Here is a 23,532-nt window from a genome sequence, read left to right on the forward strand (position 1 = left end):
GGGCGGACCGCTCGGCGCGGTCCGCCCGCGTGACGATAGCGGACCGGGCCGTCCCGGCCGGTGGCCCGGGTCACAGGGGTAACCTCGTCGTCGTGTACCGGTTCCTGCTGACCCCGCGCTGGCTGGGCATCCTCGCGCTGACCCTGGTCGCCGCGGTGGTGATGGTGCTGCTCGGCAACTGGCAGTTGGACCGCTACCACGGTCGGACCGTGATCAACGAGCGGATCGACGCGGGCCAGCGGATGGACCCGGTGCCGCTGCGCGACGCGCTGGCCGCGCCGACCGGCGGTTCGGGCGCCCTCGGGCCCGCTCCCACCGAGGAGAAGACCTGGACCAAGGTCAGCGCCACCGGCCGCTACGACGCCGCGAACGTGGTCCTGGTCCGGGGCCGCTCGGTGGAGCGCAGGGTCGGGTTCGAGGTGCTGACCCCGCTGGTCCTCGCCGACGGCACCGCCGTGCTGGTGAACCGGGGCTGGATCCCACCGGCGCCGGGCGCCGACGCCACCGCCCAGCCGCCGTTGCCCCCGACGCCGGCCGGCGAGGTGACCGTGGCCGGCCGGGTCCGCACCGGCGAGGAGGGGGCGGGCTCCGTCACCCGGCGCGACGGCAGGCTGGAGACGCGTCGTATCGACCTGCCCCGGCTGGCCCGTGAGCTGCCCTATCCCGTGCACGGTGGCTACGTGCTGCTGGACGAGCAGAGCCCGGCGGCCGACCCGACGTTCGTCGCCGTCCCGGTGGGGCACGCCAACAACTGGCAGAACCTCGGCTACGTCGTGCAGTGGTGGATCTTCGCGGGGATGGCGCTGGTCGGCTACGGCTGGGCCGCCCGCCGGGAGGCCCGCCGTCGGGCCGGCCTCGTGGAGGAACGGCCCGTCGACCGCGCCGCCGAACCCGTCACTCCCGGCATCGCCTGACGGTCGCCCCCCGTGCGCCGGTGTCGGCGGCGGGGCGGTCACCTGACGGCCGCGGAGGTCGCCGAGCGATATACCGGACAGTCATATTCATGCCTGCCAGGTATATCGCCCTGGGCACTTCGCAGCTCCGGGTCGGCCGTGACCGGCGGGCTCGGCCAGCCGATCAGCCGCTGGCCCGGCCCGCGTGGATGGCGCGCACGGCGTCGATGGTGTCGGCCTCGGCGGCGCTCTTGTCGTCGCGGTAACGCACCACCCGGGCGAAGCGCAGCGCCATCCCGCCCGGGTAGCGGGAGCTGGTCTGCACCCCGTCGAACGCGATCTCGACGACCTGCTCGGGGCGGACCCGGACCACCCAGTCGCCACGCTCGACGGCGAGGTCGAGGAACCGCTCGGTCTGCCAGCGCAGCAGCTCGTCGGTGAGCCCCTTGAACGTCTTGCCGAGCATGACGAAGTCGCCGGTGCGCGGGTCACGGGCACCCAGGTGCAGGTTGGAGAGCCAGCCCTGCCGCCGGCCGCTGCCCCATTCCACCGCGAGCACCACCAGGTCCAGGGTGTGGCGCGGCTTCACCTTCACCCAGGCGGCACCACGCCGGCCCGCGTCGTACGGCGCGTCGGGCGCCTTGACGACCACGCCCTCCTGCCCGGCGTCGATCGCCGCCGCGAAGGCCGCGCCGGCCCGCTCCGGGTCGTCGACCTCCATCCGGCCGACCAGCATCGACGGGTCGACCGCGCCGGCCAGCGCCGCCCAGCGCTCCCGGCCCGGCCGGTCGATGAGGTCCTCGCCGTCGAGGTGCAGCAGGTCGAAGAAGTACGGCGTCAGGACGGTCTCGCCGGTGGTCTCGGCAGCGGCCAGCACCGCCGGGGCGACCGGGGTGCCGCCGGTGGTGCTGGGCGTGGTGCGGCGGGCCGCCCGGCTCGACGTCTGCTGGAACGGCAGTGGCCGGCCGGTCGCGTCCAGGCCGATCGCCTCGCCGTCGAGCACCAGCTCCCGCGCGGGCAGCGCCCGCACGGCGGCCACCACCTCGGGCACGCGGGTGGTGATCTCGTCCAGACTGCGGGTGAAGACGGCGATGTCCCGGCCGGAGCGGTGCACCTGGATGCGGATGCCGTCGAGCTTCACGTCGACCACGGCCGGCGTGCCGGTGGCCGCCAGCGCCTCGTCCACCGACGGTGCGCTCTGCGCGAGCATCGGCGCCAGCGGACGGCCGACCTGGAGACCGAAGGCGGCGAGCGCCGCCGCGCCGCCGTCGAGCGCGGCCACCGCGACCGCCCGCAGGTCACCGGCGAGCAGGAGCGCCCGGCGTACGGAGGCGACCGGAACCTCGGCCGCCCGCGCCACCGCGTCGGCGAGCAGGCCCGCCTGGGCGCCCTGGCGCAGCTCCCCGCTGAACAGCCCGGTCAGCAGCCGCTGCTCCTCGGCGGTCGCCGCACCGTAGAGCGCGTGCAGCAGGGCGCGCCGCCGGGCCTGCGAGCCGGCACCGCTCACCGCCGCGATCCTGTCGATCGCCGCGTCCACGGCGGCCACCGTCAGCGTGGGAACGTCGGCCGGCGGAGGAAGGTCACGCAGACTGGCCCAGCCCACACCGGTCTGCCGCTGGCGCAGCTCCCCGGCGAGATAGCCCGAGCCCGGCGCGATCTCGTCCGGCGCGAGCCGGCGCAACGCCTCGGCGAGCAGCTCCACCTTCGCGCGCCGGCCGCTGGTCGCGCCGACGGCGGCGGAGGTGGCTGCCAGATCCAGGAACCGCACGGGCACCATCCTGCCAGCCACCCCCGACACCACCCGGGCATTGCCGTGCCCGGTCAGGCGGAGACGGGCTCCTCGATGCGCAGCCCGCGGGCACGAACCTCGTCGGCGACCCGGGACAGCAACGTGTCCAGCGCGACCAGGGCGGCGGAGAGCTCACCGAGCTGTTCCTTCAGCGTGTCCTCGGACCACGCGGAGACGTCGACGTCCCCCAGAGCGCTGACCGCGGCTTCCAGCCGGGACATGACCTCGTTCGTACTCATGTTCGAAAGGCTATAACAGCCCCGCGCCCGACACACCGCAAACTCCCGGATGAACCGGGAAGTTACGGTTCCGACACCTAGGCCCCGTGCGTGCCCGCCCGGGCCACGTTGGCCAGCAGCAACGCCTCGGCCAGGCAGACCCGGGCGAACTCCCCCAGGTGCAGGCTCTCGTTCGGCCCGTGCGCCCGCGCGTGCGGGTCCTCCACGCCGGTGACCAGGATCGCGGCCTGCGGGAACATCTCCTGGAAGGTGGCGATGAACGGGATCGAGCCGCCGATGCCGATGTCCACCGGGTCGGTGCCGTCCCAGGCGCTGCGGAAGGCCGAGCGCGCCGCGTCGAACATCGGGCCGGACGCCTCGATGACGCACGGGTCGCCGTCGTGCTCCAGGGTCACGGTGACCTGCGCGCCCCACGGCGCGTGCTTCTCCAGGTGCGTCCGTACGGTCGCGTACGCGCGCTTCGGGTCGTCACCCGGCGCGAGCCGTACGCTCAGCTTCGCCTTCGCGGCCGGGACCAGGGCGTTCGGCGCCTCGCCGGTGGCCGGCGCGTCGATGCCCAGCACGGCGACCGCCGGCTTCGTCCAGATCCGGTCGGTGATCCGGCCGGTGCCGATGAACTGCACGCCCTCGGCCAGCCCGGCCTCGGCCCGGATCCGGTCCTCGGGGTAGTCGACGCTCGCGCCCTCCCGGGCGACCAGGCCGTCCACCGCCACGTCACCGGCGTCGTCGTGCAGGGTGGCGAGCAGCCGCACCAGCGCGGTGAGGGCGTCCGGCACCGCACCGCCGAACATGCCACTGTGCACAGCGTGGTCGAGCGTACGGACCTCGACGAAGCAGTTGACGATGCCGCGCAGCGAGGTGGTCAGCGCCGGTACGCCGATGTCCCAGTTGCCGGAGTCGGCGATCACGATGACGTCCGAGGCGATCTCGTCGCGGTGCTCGTCGAGCAGCCGCTCCAGCGAGTCGGAGCCGAACTCCTCCTCGCCCTCGATGAACAGCACCACACCCACCGGGAGCGCGTCGCCGAACGCCCGCAGCGCCGCGACGTGCGCCATGATGCCGGCCTTGTCGTCGGCGGCGCCCCGGGCGTAGAGGCGGCCGTCCCGCTCGACCGGCTCGAACGGGTCGGACTCCCACAGCGACCGGTCGCCGACCGGCTGGACGTCGTGGTGGGCGTAGAGCAGCACCGTCGGCGCGCCGGGCGGGGCGGCCTTCCGACCGATCACGGCCGGCTGGCCGCCGGAGCGCACGATCCGCACGTCGAGGTCGCAGCCGCGCAGCAGCTCCGCGACCGCCTCGGCGGAACGCTCGACGTGCGAGTGGTCGAAGCCGTCGAACGCGATCCCCGGGATGCGGACGAGGCGTTCCAGGTCGGCGCGGACGCCGGGCATCTCCCGCTCGACGGCGGCCCGCAGGTCGGACTCGGACATGATCGGTGTGGTCATGACCGGCATCGTATGACGGCCTTACCGGGTCGCACCGACCGAGCCGGCCGAGCGTCACCGGCGGCGGACGTAGTACCGGGTGGCGTCGTGCGGCAGGGTGGGCGCGCCGTCCACCACCAGGTCCGCCCGCGCCTCGGTGCCGTCCGCCGCGAAGTGCGCCCGCTCACCGGCGTGCCACCGCCGCAGCTCGGGCAGGATCTCGGGGCCGTCGCGCTCCACCGCCCGGGTGAGCCGCAGCGGCGCCGGCGCGGTGACGAAGACCACGAGGGACAGGTCCGGACCCGCCGCCACCCGCGCCGTGCTCACCCCCTCCACGATCAGCACCGGCGCCACCGGAACCGGCACCGGGCGGGGCAGGAAGCGGCGCCGCACCCAGCTGTACCGCCGGTAGGACCCCGGTCGGCCCGCGCGCAGCGGCGCCAGCACCCATTCCTCCAGGCGTGGCCAGAAGGTGAGCTGGTCGTCCCATCCGTCGAGCAGGTCGTCGGTGTGCACCACCGGCGGTCGCGCGCCGCCGTCCGCCGCCGTCAGGGCGTCCGCGAGCCGCGACGCGAACACGCTCTTACCCGCGCCGCTCGGCCCGTCGACGGCCACCAGTCGGGTACGCCCCAACCGCGCCGGCGCGGCACCCACCCGGCGGGCGAGCCGCGCGTACGCCTCCATCACCGCGACCGTCACGCCGCCGACGGTAACCGGCGGCCCGGCCCCCGACGGCGCGGCGTCGCCCGTTCGGGCGGTCGTGGACGGGGACCCGGCCGTTGGGCGGGCGAACCGGCCGGCGGGGCGGCAGGATCGGTTCGTGGCCCACAGCGTGATGAGTCCGGGCGTCGACGCCCTGTTGGAGCAGGCCCGCGCCGGGGTACGCCGGCTGACCCCCGAGCAGACCGTCGAGGCGGTCCGTGCCGGGGCGTTGCTGATCGACACCCGCACCGAGTCGCAGCGGCGGGAGCAGGGCGACCTGCCCGGCGCCATCGTCGTGGACCGGACGGTGCTGGAGTGGCGGCTGGACCCGGCGAGCGCCTGGCGGATCCCCGAGGCGACCGGGTACGACCTGGAGGTCGTCGTGGCGTGCCGCCAGGGCTACAGCTCCAGCCTGGCGGTGGCCAGCCTGCGGGCGCTGGGCCTGCACCGGGCCACCGACATCATCGGGGGCGTGGAGGCGTGGCGGGCGGCGGGGCTGCCGATGTCCGACCGCCCGGCCGACGTCCGCCCCTGAGCGCTGGCCCCTCGGTGTCGGCGCGGGGCTAGCCCCTCGGTGTCGGCGCGCCGGGCGGGATGAACGGCAGGCCCGCGGGCGGCCCGGCCTCGACGAGGCGCCACAGCGCGTCGGTGTCCAGGTGCTCCTCGACGAGGTCGCCGAGCAGGTCCAGGGACCGCTCGCGGGCGGCGGCGAAGGACGTGTCCGGAGCCACCCGGAACCCGGTGCGGCCGGCCAGCCGGGCCGCCTCGGTGAGGAAGCGACGGCGGAACTCGTCGCACTCGAAGGCACCGTGCCAGTGGGTGCCCCGTACCGCGCCGGCCACCGCCCCCTCGCCCGTCCCGTCGGCGCGGGTCAGCAGCGGAGCCAGAGCCGGGTCGGCGGAGGAGACGTACCCGTGGTGGATCTCGTAGCCGCGCACCGGGACGTCACCGTCGACCGTGCCCACCGACTGCCGCACGGTCTTGCGCGGGTCGAAGGTGATCTCGATCGGCAACAGGCCTAGCCCCGGCACGCTCCCCCGCCGGCTCTCCACCGGGTCGTGGATCGCGCGGGCCAGCATCTGGAAACCGCCGCAGATGCCGAGCAGCGGCCTGCCGGCGGCGGCGTGCGCCAGCACGGCGTCGGCCAAGCCGGTCTCCCGCAGCCAGGCCAGGTCGGCCACGGTCGACTTCGAGCCGGGGAGGACGACCAGGTCGGCGGCGGCCAGTTCGGCCGGCTCGACGGTGAGCCGCACGCGGACACCGGGCTCGGTGGCGAGCGCCTCCACGTCGGTGGCGTTGCTGATCCGGGGCAGCCGGACCACCGCCACGTCCAGCCAGTCGGTGCCGCGCGGGGCCGCCGGCCGGCCCAGCACCCGCCCGTACGCCAGCGAGTCCTCCGCGTCCAGCCACAGGTCGAGCGACCAGGGCAGCACCCCGTACGTGGGCCGGCCGGTCACCTGGCGCAGCATGTCCAGCCCCGGCTGGAGCAGCCCGAGGTCACCCCGGAACTTGTTGATCACGAAGCCGGCGACGAGGGCCTGGTCGGCCGGGTCCAGCAGCGCCACCGTGCCGAACATCGAGGCGAACACGCCGCCCCGGTCGATGTCGCCGACCACGATGGTGGGCAGCCGGGCGTGCCGGGCCAGCCCCATGTTCACGTAGTCCCCGGCGCGCAGGTTGATCTCCGCCGGGCTGCCCGCCCCCTCGCAGATCACCACGTCGTACGCGGCCCGCAGCTCGGCCAGGGCCGCGTACGCGGTCTCCGCCAGCCGGGGCCGCAACACCCGGAAGGTGCCGGCGGTGATCGTGTCGACGGCCTCGCCGAGCAGCACCACCTGGCTGGCGAGGTCACTGCCCGGCTTGAGCAGCACCGGGTTGAACCGCAGGTCGGGGGCGATCCCGCAGGCCGCTGCCTGCATCGCCTGGGCCCGGCCGATTTCCCCGCCCCGCCCGTCCGGCCCGACGACGACCGCCGAGTTGTTGGACATGTTCTGCGCCTTGAACGGCGCCACCTTCACGCCCCGCCGGTGCAGCCAGCGGCAGATGCCGGCGGTGAGCACGCTCTTGCCGGCGTCGGACGTGGTGCCGGCGACGAGCAGACCACCGCTCACCACCCGGCCCCCCGGCGGGCACCGAACACGCGGCGGCCGGTGGCGCCGACCAGCCGGCCGAGCGTCAGCGGGTACGCGGCGGCGAGCCCGAGGGCGGCCAACCCGACCGCGCCGGAGACCTTGGCGGCCCGCTTGAGGTGCCGCGCCTCGGGGTGGGGGCCGTCACCGAGGTACGGGCGCACCTCCGACCGCCCGAAGTACACGTTGCGCCCCCCGAGCCGTACGCCCAGCGCCCCGGCCATCGCCGCCTCGCACTGGCCCGCGTTCGGGCTCGGGTGGTCGTTGCGGTCCCGGCGCCACACCCGCCAGGCCCGCTCGCGGTCCCCGTTCGCCACCGGCGCGACCGCGATGGTCAGCAGCCCGGTCACCCGGGCGGGCACCAGGTTGAGCAGGTCGTCGAGGCGGGCCGCCGGGGTGCCGAACCGGGCGTACCGCGCCGAGCGGTGTCCGACCATCGCGTCGAGGGTGTTCGCCGCGCGGTACCCGAGCAGGCCGGGCAGCCCGGCGACCGCCCCCCAGAGCAGCGGGGCGACGACCGCGTCGGAGGTGTTCTCGGCGACCGACTCGACGGTGGCACGGGCCAGCTCGGGCTCGTCCAGGGCGGACGGGTCCCGGCCGCAGAGGTGACCGAGCCGCCGCCGCGCCGCGGGCAGGTCACCGCGGCGCAGTGCCCGCCCCATCACCCTGGACTCGTGCCGCAGGGTGCGCCCGCCGAGGACCGTCCAGGTGGCGGCGGCGACCAGCACCGCCCGGGCCACCGGCCGGTGTCGCGTGGCGGCGTTGGCTGCCGCGCCGAGCAGCACCGGCACGCCGACCGCCGCAGCGGTGTACGCGGCACCGGCCGCGCGGTCCGGTCGGTAGAGGCGTCGTTCCAGGGCGGAGGCGGCCCGACCGAAGCCGGCCACGGGGTGCCCGCGACGCGGGTCGCCGAGCAGCGTGTCCAGGGCGTACCCCGCGACGAGCCCCACCGCGGTCGCCACCGGCGTCGCGTGCCGCACCGGCCATCACCTCCGGCCGGCCAGCCTAGCCGAGCACCGCCCACGGTCCGCTGCCCGAGCGACCCCGGCGATCCCACGCCCCGCCCCCCGGCGGTTCCCGCGTCGTCGGCCGGGAACCCGGCACCGGGGTGGCGGCGGCTCGTACCGCCGCCACCCCGCCCCCGTTCCCCGCGCCCACCGGGCGGCCTGATCACACCGGCCGCGCCGGGTCCCCCCGCCGGACCGGTCCACTGGACCGGCACCGTCCGGCCAGCCCGCCGCAGCGGCCCGGTCAGGCCGGCTGCGGCACGCGCCCCCGGCTCCGTCGCCCCCGCCCGGTCGACGAGCCGGCAGCGCCGCTGTCCGGCACCGGGTCCAGGTCATCGCCCGGACCGTCGGAGCCGCCGGCACCGCCCGAGGCGTCGCCCTCGACCGACGTGTCGCCCTCGGCCGAACCGTCAGATCGGTCAGCGGCTCCCGAGGCGTCCGTGCCGTCCCACCGGAGTTCGGCCGCGCCCGCACCGTCGGCCAGCTCGTCGGCGTCCTCGTCGAACGGGTCCGTCGCCCCGGCGAAGGGGGACAGCTCACGCCGGCCCCGCACCGGGAACCCGGACAGCTCGAAGTCCTCGTCCAGCGGTCCGTCGTCGAGCACGGCCGGGGCGTCGCCGTCCGGCACCGGCTCGGTCGGTTCGCCGTGCACCCGCTGCTCGGCCTCGGCATCCTGCACGGTGCTGGTGGACATGGTCGGCCGATTGCGCAGGAAGCGACCCCGGCCACGGGACAGGTCGTGCCCCACCGCGACCGCCTCCAGCTCGTAGAGGGTGCGGTGGTTGCCCGCGTCGTCGGTCCAGTCGCGGGTGTAGAGCCGACCGCAGACGACCACCGGGTCGCCCACCATGATCGAGGCGGCCACTCCCTCGGCGAGCTTGCGCCAGCAGTTCACGCGGACGCGGAGGCTGTTGCCGTCGACCCACCGGCCGCTGTCGCGGTCGAGCCGGCGGGCGGTGGAGGCGACCTTGAAGTTGGCCACCAGGGTGTTGCTCTGGGTGGTGCGGCGCCACTCCGGGGCCGTGAGCACGTTGCCCACGATCGTGACGTACGTGTCGAACATCGTCCCTCCAGGGGGAGATCGGGCTTGCCATCGCGAGTCGACTCGACGCCGAGCCTGCGTCCGGACGGCGGCTCGCGCGAGCACCGACGGCCCGCCTGTGGACAACCGGAGCGGCTGTGGACAACGACCTGATCACGGTGTCCGTGTGCTACGGCCGGTCAACTCCGAAGCACCCGCACGGGCTGTCGGGTGTTCGTCACGTTCCGAACGACGGTCGGCTGGGTATGGATTTGATCAACCGCACCGCGGACAGCACCACGAACGAAAGGTCAGCGATCATGAAGATGACCACCATCGGCACCGGTCGGGTGCAGCGATGAGCGCCGTCAGCAACCCGGCGACCGTGGCGGAGTGCCTGCGGGTCGGCGCGGGGTTCTCGCAGGGCGACCGGAACTGGATCGCCGAGCAGTTCGCCACGTTGGACGCCCGGCTCGCCGGCTTCCACGCCGACGCCACCGAGTTGGAGGTGTCGGTGAAGGACCGCGAGGCCAGGGGTCAGAAGGTCACCCTGGAGTGCTGGATCGCCGGCCGGCAGAAGATCGTCACCACCTCCTCCGAGGAGGACCTGCACGCCGCGCTGAACGACGTCCGGGACGACCTGCGGCGCCGGCTCAACGACTCCAAGACGCGGCAGGAGCCCCGGCACAACAAGCACCTGCGGGAGCTTCCCCCGCAGGCCGGCGCCCCGGCCGACGAGGACACCGAGCCCGTCCGCGCCGACGCCGAGACCGCCTGAGGCGTACGCCCGACGCCCCCGCCCGCCGGTGCGGCCGGGCGGGGGCGGGCACGCCAGGGGCTACCGCCCGGTAGCAGGCGGGCGTAGCGTCGCGTTCGTGGAACCCGACGTGCTGGGCCCGCCTTACGAGCGGCAGACGATCGACCTGGGCGCCGACGACGAGGGACCGGTGGTCGCCACCCTAGTCCGCCGTCGGGCCGACCGCCCCACCGGGCGGGCCGTGCTCTACGTGCACGGCTTCGTCGACTACTTCTTCCAGACCCACCTGGCCGACTTCTTCGCCGACCGGGGTTGGGACTTCTACGCGCTGGACCTGCGCAAGTACGGCCGCAGCCTGCTGCCGCACCAGACCGCGAACTTCTGCACCGACCTGGCGGAGTACTTCCCCGAGCTGGACGCCGCCGCGAAGATCATTCGCGAGGACGACGGCCACGACATCCTGCTCGGCATGGGCCACTCCACCGGCGGCCTGATCGTCTCCCTCTGGGCGCACGCCCGCCGGGAGGCCGGCGTCGTCGACGGCCTGTTCCTCAACAGCCCGTTCTTCGACCTCAACCTCCCCTGGGTGCTGCGCCGGCCCGGCGCGGCCGCCGTCGCGCGCCTGGCCCGCAGCGCGCCGAAGCGCGTCGTCCGTCCCGGCCTCGGCTCCGTGTACGGCCAGAGCATCCACGCCCAGCACCGCGGCGAGTGGACCTTCGACCTGGAATGGAAGCCGCTCGCCGGGTTCCCCGTCCGGGCCGGCTGGCTGGCCGCGGTCCGGCGCGGCCAGCAGCAGCTCCGGGCCGGTCTGGACATCCGTGTGCCGATCCTGCTCGCCTGCTCCACCCGCAGTTTCAAGGGCATGAAGTGGCACGAGTCGGCCACGCTCGCCGACGCGGTGCTCGACGTCGAGCACATGGTCCGCTGGGCGCCCCGCCTCGGCCGGCACGTCACCCTCGCCCGCTTCGACGGCGGGATGCACGACCTCACGCTCTCCGGCCCCGCCGTACGCCAGAAGGTGTTCGACGAGGTCGGACGCTGGGCCGACGCCTTCCTCGGCGCCGGACCCACGGCCCCGGCCGGCCAGCCGACGCCGCCGGCGAGCCGACAGCCGGCGGAATCAGCGGACGCCACCGCACCAGGCGTCTGACCCGCCGCCCCGCCGCCCCGCCCCGCCGGTCCCGCTCGGCGATCTTGGAGGATTTCGGCCCCTCTGGGGGCCGTTTCCTACCAAGATCTCCATTGGTCCGCCTTGGCCGGGCCGGCGTCCGGGTCAGGGGGCGGTGGGGAGGTCCGCGAGGGCGGCGCGGATACCGTCGAACGTGGCCACCGGGTGCCCGCCGTCGCGCGCGGGCAGCACCAGCCCCAGGCACCGTAGCCCGATCTCGCCGTCGTCGTCCTGGACGCCGAAGACCGGAGCACCCAGGTAGCCGTCCGGCAGTTCGGCGTCGAGACGAACGGTGTCGCCGTGCCGGGCGACGCGTTCGATCGCCACCTCCAGCGGCCGAGAGCCGTCCGCGCCGACGCCGAGCGCGAGGACGATGGCCGATCCGGGCTCCACGCCGATCCGGGTGATCGCGTCCGTGTCGGCCGCGAGGGCGTCCGGCACCGCCTGCGTACGCCAGTGCCAGCCCTGCCCCGCCGCCTCCTCGTGCAGTCTCGTGGTGGGGAGGACGGCCACCGGCACGCCGGCCGACCTGACCCAGGCCGCACCGTCGACGTCGGCGGAGTCCCCCGCGACGCCGGCCGGCTCGGTGACGCTGGGCCGCAGACCCAGGATCACGCCGGGTACGTGGGTCACCGTGGCGGCGGTGAGCAGGTACTCGTCCCGCCCCGGCCCGGTGCAGAAGAACGCGGTGCCGAAGCGGTCCTCCCCCGCGTCCTCCGCGCGCACGGGCAGGATGGCGCGGCCGAAGAGCTGGCACAACTCGGACGCGACGTCGCTCTCGGTCTCTCGATCAAGTAGCACGAGCCGAGGGTACGGCGTGCCGGAGGCCGGGCCGACCGGACGGCGGAACCCGGATGACCTCGGCCGCCGGTCCGTGCGACCCTGATCGGCGACGTGGCCGCGTCCACCCGTGCACCCGCCGGACCAGCGGGCGGCGGTACCCTCTTGGCGCGACACCCACGGCACGCGCCCGTAGCTCAGCGGATAGAGCAGGGGACTTCTAATCCCAAGGCCGCAGGTTCGAATCCTGCCGGGCGCGCCACTCCCACCGCAGGTCAGCGGCTTCCCGCTTCCGGTCGAGACGATCACCACGCCCCCGTACAGCCATTCGTACAGCCACGTCAGCCGAAGAGGTGCTTCGCGGCCTCGTCCACGGCGGCCCGCTCGATCTCCGGCAGGACGTGCGCGTAGGTGTTCATCGTCAGCCCGATCTGGCTGTGCCCGAGCACCTTCATCACCGTTCGGGGCGAGGCACCGGAGACGAGCAGGAACGTCGCGCAGGCGTGCCGCAGATCGTGCAGCGCAGCCAGTCGGGGCCAGCCGCCACCCGGATCTTGTGCCACGTCCGGTCGATGTGGTCCGCTTGCTGTCGACGGTGCGCGCGGAACAGGGCGAGGGTCTGCGCCGGCACGGAACTCCAGTAGTTTCCTCCCGTGGCTGAGGAGACATGGAGCCCGGAGTGGTGCATGGTGGGCAACCTGCTGCCGTACCCGTACAGCCCGGACGGGCCGCAGGCGGACTTCCGCAGTCAGAAGATCTTTCCCGCCGGGGCGAAGCTCTACGTGGTCGGCGGCTTCACCGGGTTGGGATACGAGACGATCACCGTGATCGGGTACGCCAACCGGCGGCGCCGACCGGTGACCGCGCACATCAAGGCGAAGTACGTGGGGAACTGGCGGGCGGAGCTGGTCTATCGGCCGGTCATTCTCCGCGCAATCCACGCCGCTGAACGAGAGCAGAGCACCTACCATCGCTGGCTGACCCCATTCCGCGACGACCGTACGGTCGAGTATCACCCGAGCGAGCCGGAGTACGGCGAGCATCTTGCTCAGGTTGCGGCTTACTACCAGCGAAAGCTTCACGGGGGCGGGTGAGGCGAACCTCGTACAGCCAATCCGTACAGCCAACGCGACCCACTGATGCCGACGTGACCCGACAAGGCTGCCCAGGGGTACAGCCGCCCGACCAGCCGGCGCTGATCTTCTTCTCATCCCAAGGCCGCAGGTTCGAATCCTGCCGGGCGCGCCACGCAGACCGCAGGTCAGCGGCTTCCGCCCTCGGTCTTGGCGATCATCAAGGCTGTGCCCGTCCGAGGAGGCTAGAAGGTCTACGACTCCCCGACGAGGAGATCCGCTTCCTGGATACAGCCTGTCACCCCGTCGCCGCAGGCGAGGCGTTACAAAGTGCGTCGATGCGCTCGTGCCAGGCGCTCACCTCAACCGGGAAGGTGAACTCACCGGTTTGCTGATCGGGGGTCTGTACTGAGAAGCGCAGCGGCAGAGGATTCGGGCCAGCCATGCCGCAATCAACCATCAGCCGGACGTCTATCCCGCCTGTGCTGCCCGGGACCAACAACAGTGACTGGCCGGTGTCGCGTACCAGTACGCCCGTCTCCTGAGCTCCGACGAAACGAACCATGACCGGTGTGGAACCAGCGTTAACGACCGTCAACTGGGCGTCCACCTCGGCATTCCCGTCGCGTCCGGTGCCTCCGCTGGCTGGGCCGGCCATGGCGTCGACCGCGACCGTGGCCGGCTGCGCCTGTTGTTCGCGGCGTTCCTGGAACTTGGCAACCCCGACACCGCCGAGCGCCACACCGAGAGCGAAGGTACCGACGAGGTACAGCGCCACACGGCGTCTAGACGGCACGCGCTCGCCCGGACTCTCGTCCGATCCGGCAGGACCACCCTCTTTCTGATCTAGGTCGATGAACCCATGCTCTATTGCCATGTCGGAAGCGTAGGGCCAACCTGTCCACCGCCGTCCTCGTCACCGGTTCACATCCAGTCCGCAAGAGGTCGACGGCCAGCAAGAGGGAAGTGCGACATGTCGCGAAGCACTTCCGCTGCTGGGCCCCATGCGCCCAGGTCGCCATGGCGGTCAACGTGATCTCATAGTTCCTCGGTCGCACCGTGCCCGTTGCATGCCCGTCGGGAGGGGCGACCGGGGTCAACGCGGTCAGTTCCTGGACGTGGCAGCCAGCGTGGCGACGCAGGTCAAGCCAGGGCATTGCCGAGCAGCTTCGCCCGCGTCCACACTGCCTGCACCGTATGGGACGGACGGACGGACGGGCGACCGACTGGGGGCACATGAGCAAGAAGAGCCGGTACATCGGTCCCAGCATGAATGAGCCGTACAGGGGGTTGCCGGAGCAGGCGGACCGCTTGACGCTGATCACCGACTGGCACAACTTCGTGCCCGAGCACCCCGTCCTGGTCCAAGCCGGCGAGACGATCTGGATCGAGGACCACCGACTGGTTGAGCACCGAAGGCCGCAACATCACCTCATGGTGAAGCGGAACAACGGCCAGCTTGACTCATACCCCGGCGAGCTCTACCGCTGAAGTGCTGCGACCAGCGCCGAAGCCCAGCGTGCGGACACCGCTGGCTGTACAGCCAGCGGTACAGCCAAGCCGCCGAACCCAGGCCGACGTCCCCAGACGCCGGCAGGCGCTCTGAGCAGGGGTAACGGCCTCCCAGCAGGCCGCCGCAATCTTCTTCTCATCCCAAGGCCGCAGGTGCGAATCCTGCCGGGCGCGCCACCCACACCGCAGGTCAGCGGCTTCCCGCTCCCGGTCGGCACGATCACCACACCTACTCGGTGGACCGTTGTGCTGAGGTTGATCGATGAGCCAGCTTGTCGCGGCGACGGCCGCGCCAGATCAGATCGAGTGCATGGACAGGGCAGCCGGCACGGCGTGGTCAGCCCTGTTCGGCGACGAAGGTGCCCCGCGCGTGCACGGTGACGACCAGCCCCCTGTCGCGCAGCTCGCGCATCGCCATCCGCACGGTCCCTCGGGCCACCCCGTAGGTCTGCTGCAAGTGGAGTTCGCTCGGCAGCGGCTGGCCGGGACGGAGCTTGCCCTCTTCGATCTGCTTGGCGAGCAGGTCCGCCAACTGCCGGTAGAGCGGCACGTTGGACAGTGGGCTCGTCATGGGCGCGAGCGTAGGCACGCACACGCCCTGTACGTGTCCGGGGCTGTCCAGTGCCTAGACGTCTAGTGTCTAGACGTATAGTGGCTGTACGTTTGTCACGCTCAGACAGAGGCGGCCCCCGGTACAGCGATTGCGCCGCTGACCGAGGGCCTTGATCGCCCAGCTAGGAGGCGACCCGTGCGAACCCTACCCACCCTGCCGGCCTGCGGAGAACCTGCGACAGTCCGCATCGAGCTGTACACAGCGGAATCCCTGGACGCCTGCGCGTACACCTGTACCGCGCACACCATCCGCGTGACCGCTGCCGCCACTCGGGCCGGGCTTGACGCCCACCCGGTCGGCATCGCACTGAACGTGCATCGGCCGTGCGGCTATCTGCACGTCTACCCGACCGGCACCCTCGCCGACGTCCCGACCGAACTGGCACACCCGCGCTGGTGCGACCGGAACGGTTGCCAGCGCCGGGGCCAGCACCGCTCTCGCGCCCGCCACGTGACCACCAACCGGCCGGAGGCGTTCATCGTTGACGTGGCCCTCGTCCAGGCGTTGCGCCCGGCCGCCACGCCGATGGTGAACGTGACCAGCGTGGAGGGCGCTTTCGCAGCCAGCCTCATCTTGTCGACGAGGCAGGCGCGGGTGTTGCGGTACCGACTGAGCCACCTGCTGGACGTGGCCAAGGCAACCCGCAATGACGGGCACTGGACGTAGGGCATGCGCCCGAAGCACCAGCAGACGGGACCGCCTACCTAGCCCGTGGGCGGTCCCGATACCTGCGGTTCGTGCCCGTTGGCACCGTGAGGGCCGCCAGCCAGTGTCGGTTGTGGTCAAACCAACGTAGGTACTCGACCGTGATCTCAAGGGCTTACGTCGCAGCTCGATCATCACGGTCCGGGGGAAGGCACCGGAGACGAGCAGGAACGTCGCGCAGACGTGCCGCAGGCTGTGCAGCCGCAGCTAGTCATGGCGGCCCGCAAGCGGGCCGAGCCGGCTGGCCACGCCTGGGGGACGACCAGGACCTGGAAGACCTCGCGGCTCCGCCCGGCCAGCGATCCGTAATCGTCTTCCAACCCCAAAGCCGCAGGTCCGAATCCTGCCGGACGCGCCATTCTGACCGCAGGCCAGCGGCCTCCCGCTCCCGGTCGAGACGCGGGCGCTGAGGATCCGCTGATCCCCAGCGCCCTGCCCGAAAGCGATCCGGTACGGCTACTTGCAGCCCAGGGCCTCTTCGTACTGGGCCGGCGGCTTTCCGGCGGCCACCTCGTCGGCGGTCTCCCAGAACACCTCCGGCCAGTCACCCTTGTCGTTCATCTGGTGCAGCACGGTCCACTTGTGGCTGCTGCGCAGCGCGTCGGCGGCCCGTTGGAGGGCGGCGGCGTCGCCGGCCTTCTTCGCACGCAGCCATTCGGCGATCCACCCGCAGCCCACCCGGCTGGTCACCTTGGCGCCGAACTGGTAGGCGTCGTTGATGCCGAGGGTGCGCAGCGTCGTGGTGTCGAAGCCGGGAGGGAGCGGCACGTCGGCGAGCATCCTGGCCGCCTGCTCGTCCGCCCGCTCCGGCGTGACGATCTCGGTCGGCAGTGCAGCCAGCCACGTACGAGGGTCGACGCGCACCACGTCGGCGAGAACCCGGTCGAACTCGCTGCGCGTCCAGGCGCCTCCGGTACGCAGTTCGACGAAGAAATTGTCGCGGGGGCGGAGCATGACCGCGAAGTCGCTGTCGCTGTACCGGAACAGGTCCGCCGGCCATCCGTCGACCTTCACCGGCTCCGGCTTGCTGACGTGGCGTCGATCCGCGTGGTAGCCGTCGTACTGGCCGGCCGGATACCAGTTCATCGACACCTGCCGTCCGCCGTTGCGGAACTCGATGGTGCCCTCCTTCTCGGCGAAACCGTAGACCGTGATCGCCTTCCAGCCGGGCTGGTCGATCAGCAGCCGAGGGTTCTCTTCGACCGCCTTGAGCACCATCCCCGAATACGCGGACGGGTCCGTCGCTCCGGAGGTCGTCGCCGGGGTCGCGGGGCGCCCTTCCGGCTGGTCGCCCTTCATGATCGAAACGGCCAGGACACCGGCGAGAAGGGTGGCCGCGACGCTTGCGCCGGCGAGGCCGCTCATCATGCCGCGGCGTTCCCGGAGGCGCTTGCCCGGCGGTCCGGCGACGGATTCGAGGGTTGGCACGGACATGATTTCCTCCAGGAGGTTCTGCGCGGCCCCGTCGAGGTGCGTGATGACCTCGGGTCGGTACGGGTCGGCGTCTCGGACCATTCGGTCGAGGTGCTCGTCGGTCATCTGCCCTCCTCGGAGGCGGGTACGGCCATGACGTCGAGTACATGTCCGGCCGGGCCGAGATCGTCACCGACGAGATCTCGCAACCGGGCGCGGGCACGCGACAGCCGGGTACGGACCACAGCCGGGTTCACGCGGAGGACCGCAGCGGCCTCGCGCGGCTCCAGTCCCTCCCAGAAGGTCAGCATCAACACCTCCCGGTCCAACTCGCCCAGCCGGGCCAGCGCGGCCTGGACCGTGAGCCGTTCGGGCACCTCCCTGCCCGGGTCGACGGCGACGGCGCCTCTGAGCCGTTGCCGCAACCGTTCACCCAGCCGTTCCCGGCGGACTCCGCCGCGGTGGTGGTTGGCCAGCACCCGCCGGGCCACGCCGTACAGCCACAGCCGGGCCTCTTCCTCGGGCGGCATGTCGCGGCTGCGCCGCCAGGCGACGAGGAAGGCCTCGGCGACCACGTCGGCGGCGTCCTCGGGCTGCTCGACGCGCCGTGTGGCGTACGCGAGTAGCGGCGCGAAGTTGGCGGCGTAGACGCGGCGGAAGCGGTCCTCGTGCTCAGTCCCGGAACTCACGCCTACTCCATGTCCGGTCGAGCACTCATCGTGACAAGCCCGATCCAGAAATCGCGCAGCTCGTCAGTCCGATCGAACCGTGCACGGGCACGGCGGACAAGCTCGACCTGAGCTCCGCCGAGGAGCCATAGTCCCAGGCCGAAGCCCATCCAGCTACCACCGGGGACGACCCGACCGGGTGGCCCCCGCCGCGCTGGGCGCTGCGACGCTTCAGTGTGGTCGGCTGATCTCCCGGTACCGCGCGATCCACCGCCGATTGAGCTCGTCGGCCTGACGGCGGTGCCGAGGAACGACGCCGCCTCCGCCCTCGGGCAGGTCGATGCCCAGGAAGTCGAGGACGCTGTGGACCGCGCCGGTCATGTCGGCGTCGAGGTCCTCGTAGCTCACCCGGTGCGGACGGATCCCCCACGTCGCGAACCACGCCTCCCAGGCCGCGTTGTGCTCCCGGATCGTCTCGACGAAGCCCCGGATGCCGTCGGGATCGAAACGGGGTTCGTGTCCCTCGCCGGAGTCACCGCTGATCTCGCCGTTGCCGCCGACGAACCACCGGCCGGTCTGCTCGGCGCGCAGCCAGGACACCGCCTGCGCCACGACGTCGTCCCGCCGCAGGAACACGAACCCGGTCCGCCCGAAGGCCCGGTCCAGCAGCGCGACGTCGTCGCCGCGCAGGTCGGGGTGCACCGCGGTGAGCTTGTCGACCACCTCGTCCAGCGTCCCCCACATGAGCTTCGCGCCGAAGACCCCGTTGTCGGTACGACCGGCGGCCAGCGCCGCCCGTACGTAGTCGGCGTAGTCAAAGCCGCCCCCGGCGGTACGCGGAAGGTCCCACCGGTCGGCCCACAGCGGCTCGTCCGGGGACCGGAAGTACGCCTGCGGGCGGCCGGCGACACCGGTGGACTCCAGCAGGCCGAGCAGGACCGAACTGCCGGTGCGCGGGGTGGCGCAGACGAAGTACGAGTCGATCTGGTCGGTGGGCATGGCCGCACGCAACCGCACGGCGACAGCCTGCGCAACCGAATAGACCACCGTGACAGCCCCTAGGCCGGCTCGACCAACCGGCCGCGCCGGCCCACAGGGCTCAGGAGGGAAGAGCGAACCGGGTCCAGGACGAGCCGTCCCGGGTCAGCAGGACGTGGTCCGCGCCCACCCGCGACATGTCGTCCCGCCCGTAGAGCCAGGCCTGGCCGGGAGCGACCCCCACCCCGCCGTCCTTGCGGTCGTACTCGCGCTCCGTGACGAAGTGCCGGCCCCCGTCCCGGCTCACCCGGAGGAACGAGATGTGGTCGGACCGCATGTGACCAGCCTCGGGTAACAGCAGGGAACCGTCCGCGCCGAGGGTGATCGTCCGGTGGAACGGAACCGCGGGCAGATCGGTGCCCACGTCGGTCCACCTTGCTCCACCGTCGATGGTGTGCAGTAGCTGGGACGGTCCTGTGACCTCCGTCGGCTGGGCGCCGGGCGGGAGCGGGGGCTCGATCAGCAGGTACGCCTCCGTGACGCTGACCCCGACCACCGCGATCACGTTCGTGTCCCTGGCCGGCCGCCAGGTGTTCCAGGTGGCACCCCGGTCGACACTTCGCGCGACGACCATGATGTTGGGGTCACCCGGCCAGTGGGTCGCCCAGATCGTTCCGTCCGCGCTGGGGTAGACGCTGAACGGCGGGTAGGGCGAGGGCGGCTTGCCGGTGAGCCGGTACACCGTCCCGGTGGACGGGTCCACGGCGAGCAGGTGCTTCATCGCCCCACAGCCCTCCTGACAGAAGACGACCTGGGAGTTCGCCGGGAAGGCGGGCACCGACACCATCGCCTTGCCCGCGTCCTGCCAGGTCCGCCCGTGATCGGTGGAGAGCCGGAACAGGTCACCGTCCTGGACCAGGTAGGAGCGCTCGCCGAGGACGGAGAAGTCCACGTGGTGGCCCACGGGATCGGTGGCGCCGGGCGGGCAGGCCGTGGACCGGTAGCGGCCGGCCGCCCAGTCCGACCAGGTCCGCCCGCTGTCCGAGGTGTGGGTGAAGTGCAGCGTGCACCCGTGGTCCGCGACCCCGACGCCGGATTCCGGACCGGTCATGAAGAGATGGGCCGCATGTTCCCCCGGGGACGGCACCGGCGCCGGGTCGGACCAGTCGAGCGCGTGCGTGCTGCCGGCCAGCGGCAGGGTCGCCATGCCGGCGAAGACCAGCGCGAGGGCCAGCGCCACCCCGCCGGTACGACGCCGACGGCGTGCCCGGACCGCCGACCACAGGTCGTCGAGGGGCGGCTGCCGGACGGCCTCGCTGATCGTGTCGACGTCGAAGCCGCGGAACTCATGATCGGACATCGATCCTCCCGGTGCTCGTGCGGTCGGTCGTCCGAGAGTCGGCGACGGTCGTCGGAGAGTCGGCGAGCAGCGTCGCGAGGGCCTGCCGGCCGCGGGAGAGCCGGGACTTGACGGTTCCGGCCGACACGCCGAGGGTGGCGGCGACCTCGTCCACCGGCAGGTCGACCAGGTAGTGCAGGGCCAGAGCGTGCCGCTGCCCCTCGGGCAGGCCCCGCAGCGCGGCCAGCAGGGCCAGGTGCTCCGGGGAACGGTCGGCGACGGCGGGCGGCGGGCCGATCCGGCGCAGCAGCCGGTCCAGCACCCGACGCCGACGGTGCCGGCTGCGGAGGACGTTGACCGCCACCCGCCGCAGCCACGCCTCCGGATTGTCCAGCTGGGCGAACCGCCGGGGCGCGACCAGCGCCCGGGTGAAGGCCTCCTGGACCGCCTCCTGCGCCTCGTGCAGGTCCCCGCTCACCGCGTAGAGCTGCACGACCAGCCGCCGGAAGCAGCCCGCGTACACCTCGGAGATCAGATCACCGTCGGACACCGTCACCTCCCTTCTCCACCACTTCCACTCACGAGCGGTGGGAAAGGTTCCGTGGCGGCGGCCGGAAGATGCCGGCGGGCGCCAGCGCGCCTCGTCTAGCGGGCGGTGGTCAGGGCCAGCCGGACGCCGAGGCCGATGAGGACGGTTCCGGTCAGGGCGTCGACGGCACGTCGTACGGCTGGTCGGGCGAGCACCCGGCGGAACGCCGCGACCAGGTTCGCCACGGTGACGAACCAGGCGGCGGTGACGACGACCGCCACGGCCGACAGGGCGAGGCCGTCGGTCAGACCGGCGTCGGCGGGGAAGAACTGCGGGAGCAGTGCGACGAAGAAGACCGCCACCTTGGGGTTCAGCACGTTGCACAGCAGGCCCTCACGGAAGGGAACCCACAGCCCGTCGGCACGGCCGGCGCCCGAGAGGGGCAGGGACTCCGGACCACCGGGACGGCGGGCCGCGCGCAACGCGCCCACACCGAGGAAGACCAGGTAAGCGGCGCCGACCACCTTGACCACGGTGAACGCGACGGGAGCCACCTCGAACAGGGCCGCGACACCGAGGGCCGCCGCGAGCGCCCAGGCGGACACTCCGGCGGCGATCCCGGCCGCCGCGGCCATCCCGTGCGTACGGCCCGAGATCGCGGAGCGCCGGACCACCATCGCGAAGTCCGGTCCCGGCGACATCGCGCCGAGCAGGATGAGGCCGGCGAAGGCCAGCAGGTGGGACACCGAGGTCATGACCCCGAGGCTAGCCGCGTAGCGAGGAGGATGACAGACCAGACGTGAAAGAGTACTTTCGAAACATGTCTCTCACTAATCCGTACGGAGACTTCGAGATCACCGACCCGCAGGCCCTGCGGGCGCTGGCCCATCCGGTCCGACTGGCGATCCTGGAGCACCTGCAACGGCACGGCCCGGCCACCGCGACCCAGCTCTCCCCGCACGTGGGCGCCACGCCGTCGGTGCTGAGCTGGCACCTGCGACACCTGGCCTCGTTCGGCCTGGTCAAGGACTGGGACGGCGCGACCAGCAAGCGGGAGCGCTGGTGGCAGGCGGCGGCACGGGGTTTCCGCTTCAACCTGCCGGACGACCCCGAGGGGCAGAGCGCGGCGCGGCAGCTCGGCGGGGAGATGCTCGCCCGGTACGCGGAGCTGCCCCACCGGTGGCTGATGGACGACGAACCCCGGCTGGACACCGGGTGGCGGCGACTGGCCCGGACGACGAACACCCGCATCCGGATTTCCGCCGACGAGCTGCGGGAGATCGAGGACGCGGTCGAGAAGATCCTCGCCCCGTACGTCCGACGGCCGGAACGGGACGCGCCGGCCGATGCACGGGGCGTGCGGATCCTCCGGTACGTCCTGCCCGAGGCCGACGGTACCGACGACCCGGCCGACGACGCCGCAGAGGCATGAGCGCCACCACCGCCACCGTCGCGGCGCCGGTCGACGGGCTGCGGGGCAACCGGCGCTTCCGCACGTTCTGGATCGCCGAGACGGTCTCGCAGGCCGGCGACCGCGTCACCGAGCTGGCCCTGCCGCTGATCGCGGTGACCGTGCTGGCGGCGACGCCCCGGCAGGTGAGCATGCTGACCGCGTTGATCTGGACGCCGTATCTGCTCGGGATGGTCGTCGGCGCCTGGGTGGACCGCCGTACCCACAAGCGCCGCCTGCTCGTCGTCGCCGACCTGGTCCGGGCCGGCGTCCTGCTCAGCCTGCCGGCGGCGTACCTGCTCGACGCCGTCACCCTGACCCACCTCGGGATCGTCGCGCTCCTCACCGGGGCCGGTGCGGTGCTGGCCGGCCTGGCGCACCCGTCGTTCTTCGTGGCCCTCGTGCCGCCGTCGGCCTACCTGGACGCGACCAGCCGGTTGAGCCTGAGCCGGGCCGGCTCGTCCGTCGCCGGCCCCGCCGTCGGCGGCGCGCTCGTGCAGGCGTTGACCGCCCCGGTGGCAGTCCTCGTCGACGCGGTGTCGTTCCTGGTGTCCGCGCTGCTCGTGGGCCGGATCACGGTCACCGAGGTCGCGCCGTCGCCGACCCGGTCGTCCACGCTGGCCCTGGTGCGCGACGGTTTCCGGCTCGTCCTGCGGCACCCGGTGCTGCGCGCGGCGCTCGGCTGCACCACCACCGTCAACTTCTTCACGATGATGGGTAGCGCGCTGTCGGTCCTGTACGCGAGCCGTGAGCTGCGCCTGTCCGCCGGCACCATCGGTCTCGTCCTCGGCGTCGGGGCGCTCGGGGCACTGGCGGGCGCGGCGCTGGCGCCCCGGGTCTCCCGCGCGGTCGGTGTGGGCCGGACCGCGATCGTCGGGGCGGCCCTGTTCCCCGCACCGCTCGCCCTCACGGCGCTGGCCGCCGGACCGACCTGGGCGAAGGTCGCGGTGCTCGCCGGCGCCACACTGCTCTCGGGCGTCGGGGTGATGCTCATGGACGTCAACCTCAACGCCCTCCTCGCCCGGGTCACCCCGGACGACGCCCGGGGCCGGCGGGCCGGCGCGTACGCCGCGGTCAACTACGGCGTACGCCCGGTGGGCGCGCTGGCCGGCGGCGCGCTCGGCACGGCCCTCGGGCTGCGGCCCACCCTGGTCGTGGCCGGCCTGGGCGGGATGCTGGCCGCGCTGTGGTTGGTCGCCTCCCCGGTGCGGCGGATCGCCACGATCGACGACGCGGCACCCGATCAGGCCCCGGCCGAGCGGAGCAGCGCGGTGCAGACGGCCATCGCGTCGTGAGGATCACGCGATGGCCGTCTGCTGTTCACGCGTCAGGCCTACACGGGA

General features: G+C 72.9%; 26 protein-coding genes, 1 tRNA gene and 1 pseudogene. 11 read left to right on the forward strand and 17 right to left on the reverse strand.

Translation table 11 applies throughout. The features are described from left to right. Window positions 1-92 precede the first annotated feature (92 nt). Complete coding sequence (locus ACTMSW_RS25295; protein WP_441183172.1) at window positions 93-914, forward strand: SURF1 family cytochrome oxidase biogenesis protein; 822 nt, start codon at window positions 93-95, stop codon at window positions 912-914. 163 nt (window positions 915-1,077) lie between these two features. Here the strand turns inward: ACTMSW_RS25295 and ACTMSW_RS25300 are convergent, their stop codons facing one another. The 4 genes and pseudogenes from ACTMSW_RS25300 to ACTMSW_RS25315 all read right to left on the reverse strand — a co-directional run. Continuing rightward, a complete protein-coding gene (locus ACTMSW_RS25300) occupies window positions 1,078-2,661 on the reverse strand; it encodes an ATP-dependent DNA ligase (protein WP_441183173.1) in 1,584 nt (527 codons plus the stop codon). A 53-nt stretch (window positions 2,662-2,714) separates the two neighbouring features. After that, window positions 2,715-2,921: a hypothetical protein gene (locus ACTMSW_RS25305; RefSeq protein ID WP_357035183.1), complete on the reverse strand. Its 207-nt coding sequence runs from the start codon at window positions 2,919-2,921 to the stop codon at window positions 2,715-2,717. Between the two features lie 77 nt (window positions 2,922-2,998). Further along, complete coding sequence (locus ACTMSW_RS25310; protein WP_441183286.1) at window positions 2,999-4,351, reverse strand: dipeptidase; 1,353 nt, start codon at window positions 4,349-4,351, stop codon at window positions 2,999-3,001. Further along, window positions 4,344-5,174: pseudogene (locus ACTMSW_RS25315) on the reverse strand (uridine kinase family protein); the annotation flags it as partial. The gene ACTMSW_RS25310 and the pseudogene ACTMSW_RS25315, both read right to left, overlap by 8 nt. A gap of 6 nt (window positions 5,175-5,180) precedes the next feature. Here ACTMSW_RS25315 and ACTMSW_RS25320 point away from each other — a divergent pair. Then, a complete protein-coding gene (locus ACTMSW_RS25320; protein ID WP_441183287.1) occupies window positions 5,181-5,582 on the forward strand; it encodes a rhodanese-like domain-containing protein in 402 nt (133 codons plus the stop codon). Between the two features lie 28 nt (window positions 5,583-5,610). Here the strand turns inward: ACTMSW_RS25320 and ACTMSW_RS25325 are convergent, their stop codons facing one another. From ACTMSW_RS25325 to ACTMSW_RS25335, 3 genes are all read right to left on the reverse strand, one after another. After that, window positions 5,611-7,158: a cobyric acid synthase gene (locus ACTMSW_RS25325; RefSeq protein ID WP_441183174.1), complete on the reverse strand. Its 1,548-nt coding sequence runs from the start codon at window positions 7,156-7,158 to the stop codon at window positions 5,611-5,613. After that, a complete protein-coding gene (locus ACTMSW_RS25330; protein WP_441183175.1) occupies window positions 7,155-8,156 on the reverse strand; it encodes a cobalamin biosynthesis protein in 1,002 nt (333 codons plus the stop codon). The genes ACTMSW_RS25325 and ACTMSW_RS25330 overlap by 4 nt, the downstream gene beginning before the upstream one ends. Before the next feature lie 271 nt (window positions 8,157-8,427). Further along, a complete protein-coding gene (locus ACTMSW_RS25335; protein ID WP_441183176.1) occupies window positions 8,428-9,246 on the reverse strand; it encodes a single-stranded DNA-binding protein in 819 nt (272 codons plus the stop codon). Between the two features lie 116 nt (window positions 9,247-9,362). Here ACTMSW_RS25335 and ACTMSW_RS25340 point away from each other — a divergent pair, with 116 nt between their 5' ends. The 3 genes from ACTMSW_RS25340 (at window position 9,363) to ACTMSW_RS25350 (ending at window position 11,111) form a co-directional block, all read left to right on the forward strand. Continuing rightward, entirely contained in the window at window positions 9,363-9,566 is a 204-nt protein-coding gene (locus ACTMSW_RS25340) for a hypothetical protein (RefSeq protein ID WP_441183177.1), read from the forward strand. Next, complete coding sequence (locus ACTMSW_RS25345) at window positions 9,563-9,982, forward strand: HPF/RaiA family ribosome-associated protein (protein ID WP_441183178.1); 420 nt, start codon at window positions 9,563-9,565, stop codon at window positions 9,980-9,982. The genes ACTMSW_RS25340 and ACTMSW_RS25345 overlap by 4 nt, the downstream gene beginning before the upstream one ends. A gap of 97 nt (window positions 9,983-10,079) precedes the next feature. Continuing rightward, window positions 10,080-11,111, forward strand: coding sequence for an alpha/beta hydrolase (locus ACTMSW_RS25350; RefSeq protein WP_441183179.1), 1,032 nt, complete (start codon window positions 10,080-10,082; stop codon window positions 11,109-11,111). Between the two features lie 123 nt (window positions 11,112-11,234). Here ACTMSW_RS25350 and ACTMSW_RS25355 read toward each other — a convergent pair whose 3' ends face one another. After that, entirely contained in the window at window positions 11,235-11,930 is a 696-nt protein-coding gene (locus tag ACTMSW_RS25355; RefSeq protein WP_441183180.1) for a hypothetical protein, read from the reverse strand. 165 nt (window positions 11,931-12,095) lie between these two features. Between ACTMSW_RS25355 and ACTMSW_RS25360 the strand changes: the two genes are divergently transcribed. After that, window positions 12,096-12,171, forward strand: a tRNA-Arg gene (locus ACTMSW_RS25360). A 79-nt stretch (window positions 12,172-12,250) separates the two neighbouring features. On the opposite strand, the gene ACTMSW_RS25365 is transcribed toward ACTMSW_RS25360, so the two are convergent. Next, on the reverse strand, window positions 12,251-12,472 hold the full coding sequence (locus ACTMSW_RS25365) for a tyrosine-type recombinase/integrase (RefSeq protein ID WP_441183181.1): 222 nt from the start codon (window positions 12,470-12,472) through the stop codon (window positions 12,251-12,253). Between the two features lie 90 nt (window positions 12,473-12,562). Between ACTMSW_RS25365 and ACTMSW_RS25370 the strand changes: the two genes are divergently transcribed. Beyond that, entirely contained in the window at window positions 12,563-13,003 is a 441-nt protein-coding gene (locus ACTMSW_RS25370) for a hypothetical protein (protein ID WP_441183182.1), read from the forward strand. 277 nt (window positions 13,004-13,280) lie between these two features. Here the strand turns inward: ACTMSW_RS25370 and ACTMSW_RS25375 are convergent, their stop codons facing one another. Beyond that, on the reverse strand, window positions 13,281-13,859 hold the full coding sequence (locus ACTMSW_RS25375) for a hypothetical protein (protein WP_441183183.1): 579 nt from the start codon (window positions 13,857-13,859) through the stop codon (window positions 13,281-13,283). A 359-nt stretch (window positions 13,860-14,218) separates the two neighbouring features. On the opposite strand from ACTMSW_RS25375, the gene ACTMSW_RS25380 reads away from it, so the two are divergent. Further along, a complete protein-coding gene (locus ACTMSW_RS25380) occupies window positions 14,219-14,473 on the forward strand; it encodes a hypothetical protein (protein ID WP_441183184.1) in 255 nt (84 codons plus the stop codon). 358 nt (window positions 14,474-14,831) lie between these two features. Here the strand turns inward: ACTMSW_RS25380 and ACTMSW_RS25385 are convergent, their stop codons facing one another. Then, window positions 14,832-15,065, reverse strand: coding sequence for a GntR family transcriptional regulator (locus ACTMSW_RS25385; RefSeq protein ID WP_441183185.1), 234 nt, complete (start codon window positions 15,063-15,065; stop codon window positions 14,832-14,834). A 177-nt stretch (window positions 15,066-15,242) separates the two neighbouring features. On the opposite strand from ACTMSW_RS25385, the gene ACTMSW_RS25390 reads away from it, so the two are divergent. Beyond that, complete coding sequence (locus tag ACTMSW_RS25390) at window positions 15,243-15,773, forward strand: hypothetical protein (RefSeq protein ID WP_441183186.1); 531 nt, start codon at window positions 15,243-15,245, stop codon at window positions 15,771-15,773. A gap of 495 nt (window positions 15,774-16,268) precedes the next feature. On the opposite strand, the gene ACTMSW_RS25395 is transcribed toward ACTMSW_RS25390, so the two are convergent. From ACTMSW_RS25395 to ACTMSW_RS25420, 6 genes are all read right to left on the reverse strand, one after another. After that, on the reverse strand, window positions 16,269-17,351 hold the full coding sequence (locus tag ACTMSW_RS25395; RefSeq protein WP_441183187.1) for a hypothetical protein: 1,083 nt from the start codon (window positions 17,349-17,351) through the stop codon (window positions 16,269-16,271). After that, complete coding sequence (locus ACTMSW_RS25400) at window positions 17,348-17,914, reverse strand: RNA polymerase sigma factor (protein ID WP_441183188.1); 567 nt, start codon at window positions 17,912-17,914, stop codon at window positions 17,348-17,350. Before ACTMSW_RS25400 ends, ACTMSW_RS25395 begins: the two co-directional genes overlap by 4 nt. Before the next feature lie 210 nt (window positions 17,915-18,124). Then, on the reverse strand, window positions 18,125-18,910 hold the full coding sequence (locus ACTMSW_RS25405; protein WP_441183189.1) for a Stf0 family sulfotransferase: 786 nt from the start codon (window positions 18,908-18,910) through the stop codon (window positions 18,125-18,127). Between the two features lie 82 nt (window positions 18,911-18,992). Continuing rightward, window positions 18,993-20,231 carry a hypothetical protein gene (locus ACTMSW_RS25410; RefSeq protein WP_441183190.1) on the reverse strand — a complete coding sequence of 413 codons (1,239 nt, stop codon included), beginning with the start codon at window positions 20,229-20,231 and terminating at the stop codon, window positions 18,993-18,995. Continuing rightward, complete coding sequence (locus tag ACTMSW_RS25415; RefSeq protein WP_441183191.1) at window positions 20,218-20,760, reverse strand: RNA polymerase sigma factor; 543 nt, start codon at window positions 20,758-20,760, stop codon at window positions 20,218-20,220. The genes ACTMSW_RS25410 and ACTMSW_RS25415 overlap by 14 nt, the downstream gene beginning before the upstream one ends. 95 nt (window positions 20,761-20,855) lie before the next feature. Beyond that, on the reverse strand, window positions 20,856-21,494 hold the full coding sequence (locus ACTMSW_RS25420) for a LysE family translocator (protein ID WP_441183192.1): 639 nt from the start codon (window positions 21,492-21,494) through the stop codon (window positions 20,856-20,858). 65 nt (window positions 21,495-21,559) lie between these two features. Here ACTMSW_RS25420 and ACTMSW_RS25425 point away from each other — a divergent pair, with 65 nt between their 5' ends. Together ACTMSW_RS25425 and ACTMSW_RS25430 are read left to right on the forward strand one after the other, a co-directional pair. Further along, window positions 21,560-22,171, forward strand: coding sequence for an ArsR/SmtB family transcription factor (locus ACTMSW_RS25425; protein ID WP_441183193.1), 612 nt, complete (start codon window positions 21,560-21,562; stop codon window positions 22,169-22,171). After that, complete coding sequence (locus ACTMSW_RS25430) at window positions 22,168-23,484, forward strand: MFS transporter (protein ID WP_441183194.1); 1,317 nt, start codon at window positions 22,168-22,170, stop codon at window positions 23,482-23,484. The genes ACTMSW_RS25425 and ACTMSW_RS25430 overlap by 4 nt, the downstream gene beginning before the upstream one ends. Window positions 23,485-23,532 lie beyond the last annotated feature (48 nt).

It is taken from the genome of Micromonospora sp. BQ11 (genome assembly GCF_052068135.1).
Classification (GTDB): Bacteria; Actinomycetota; Actinomycetes; order Mycobacteriales; family Micromonosporaceae; genus Micromonospora.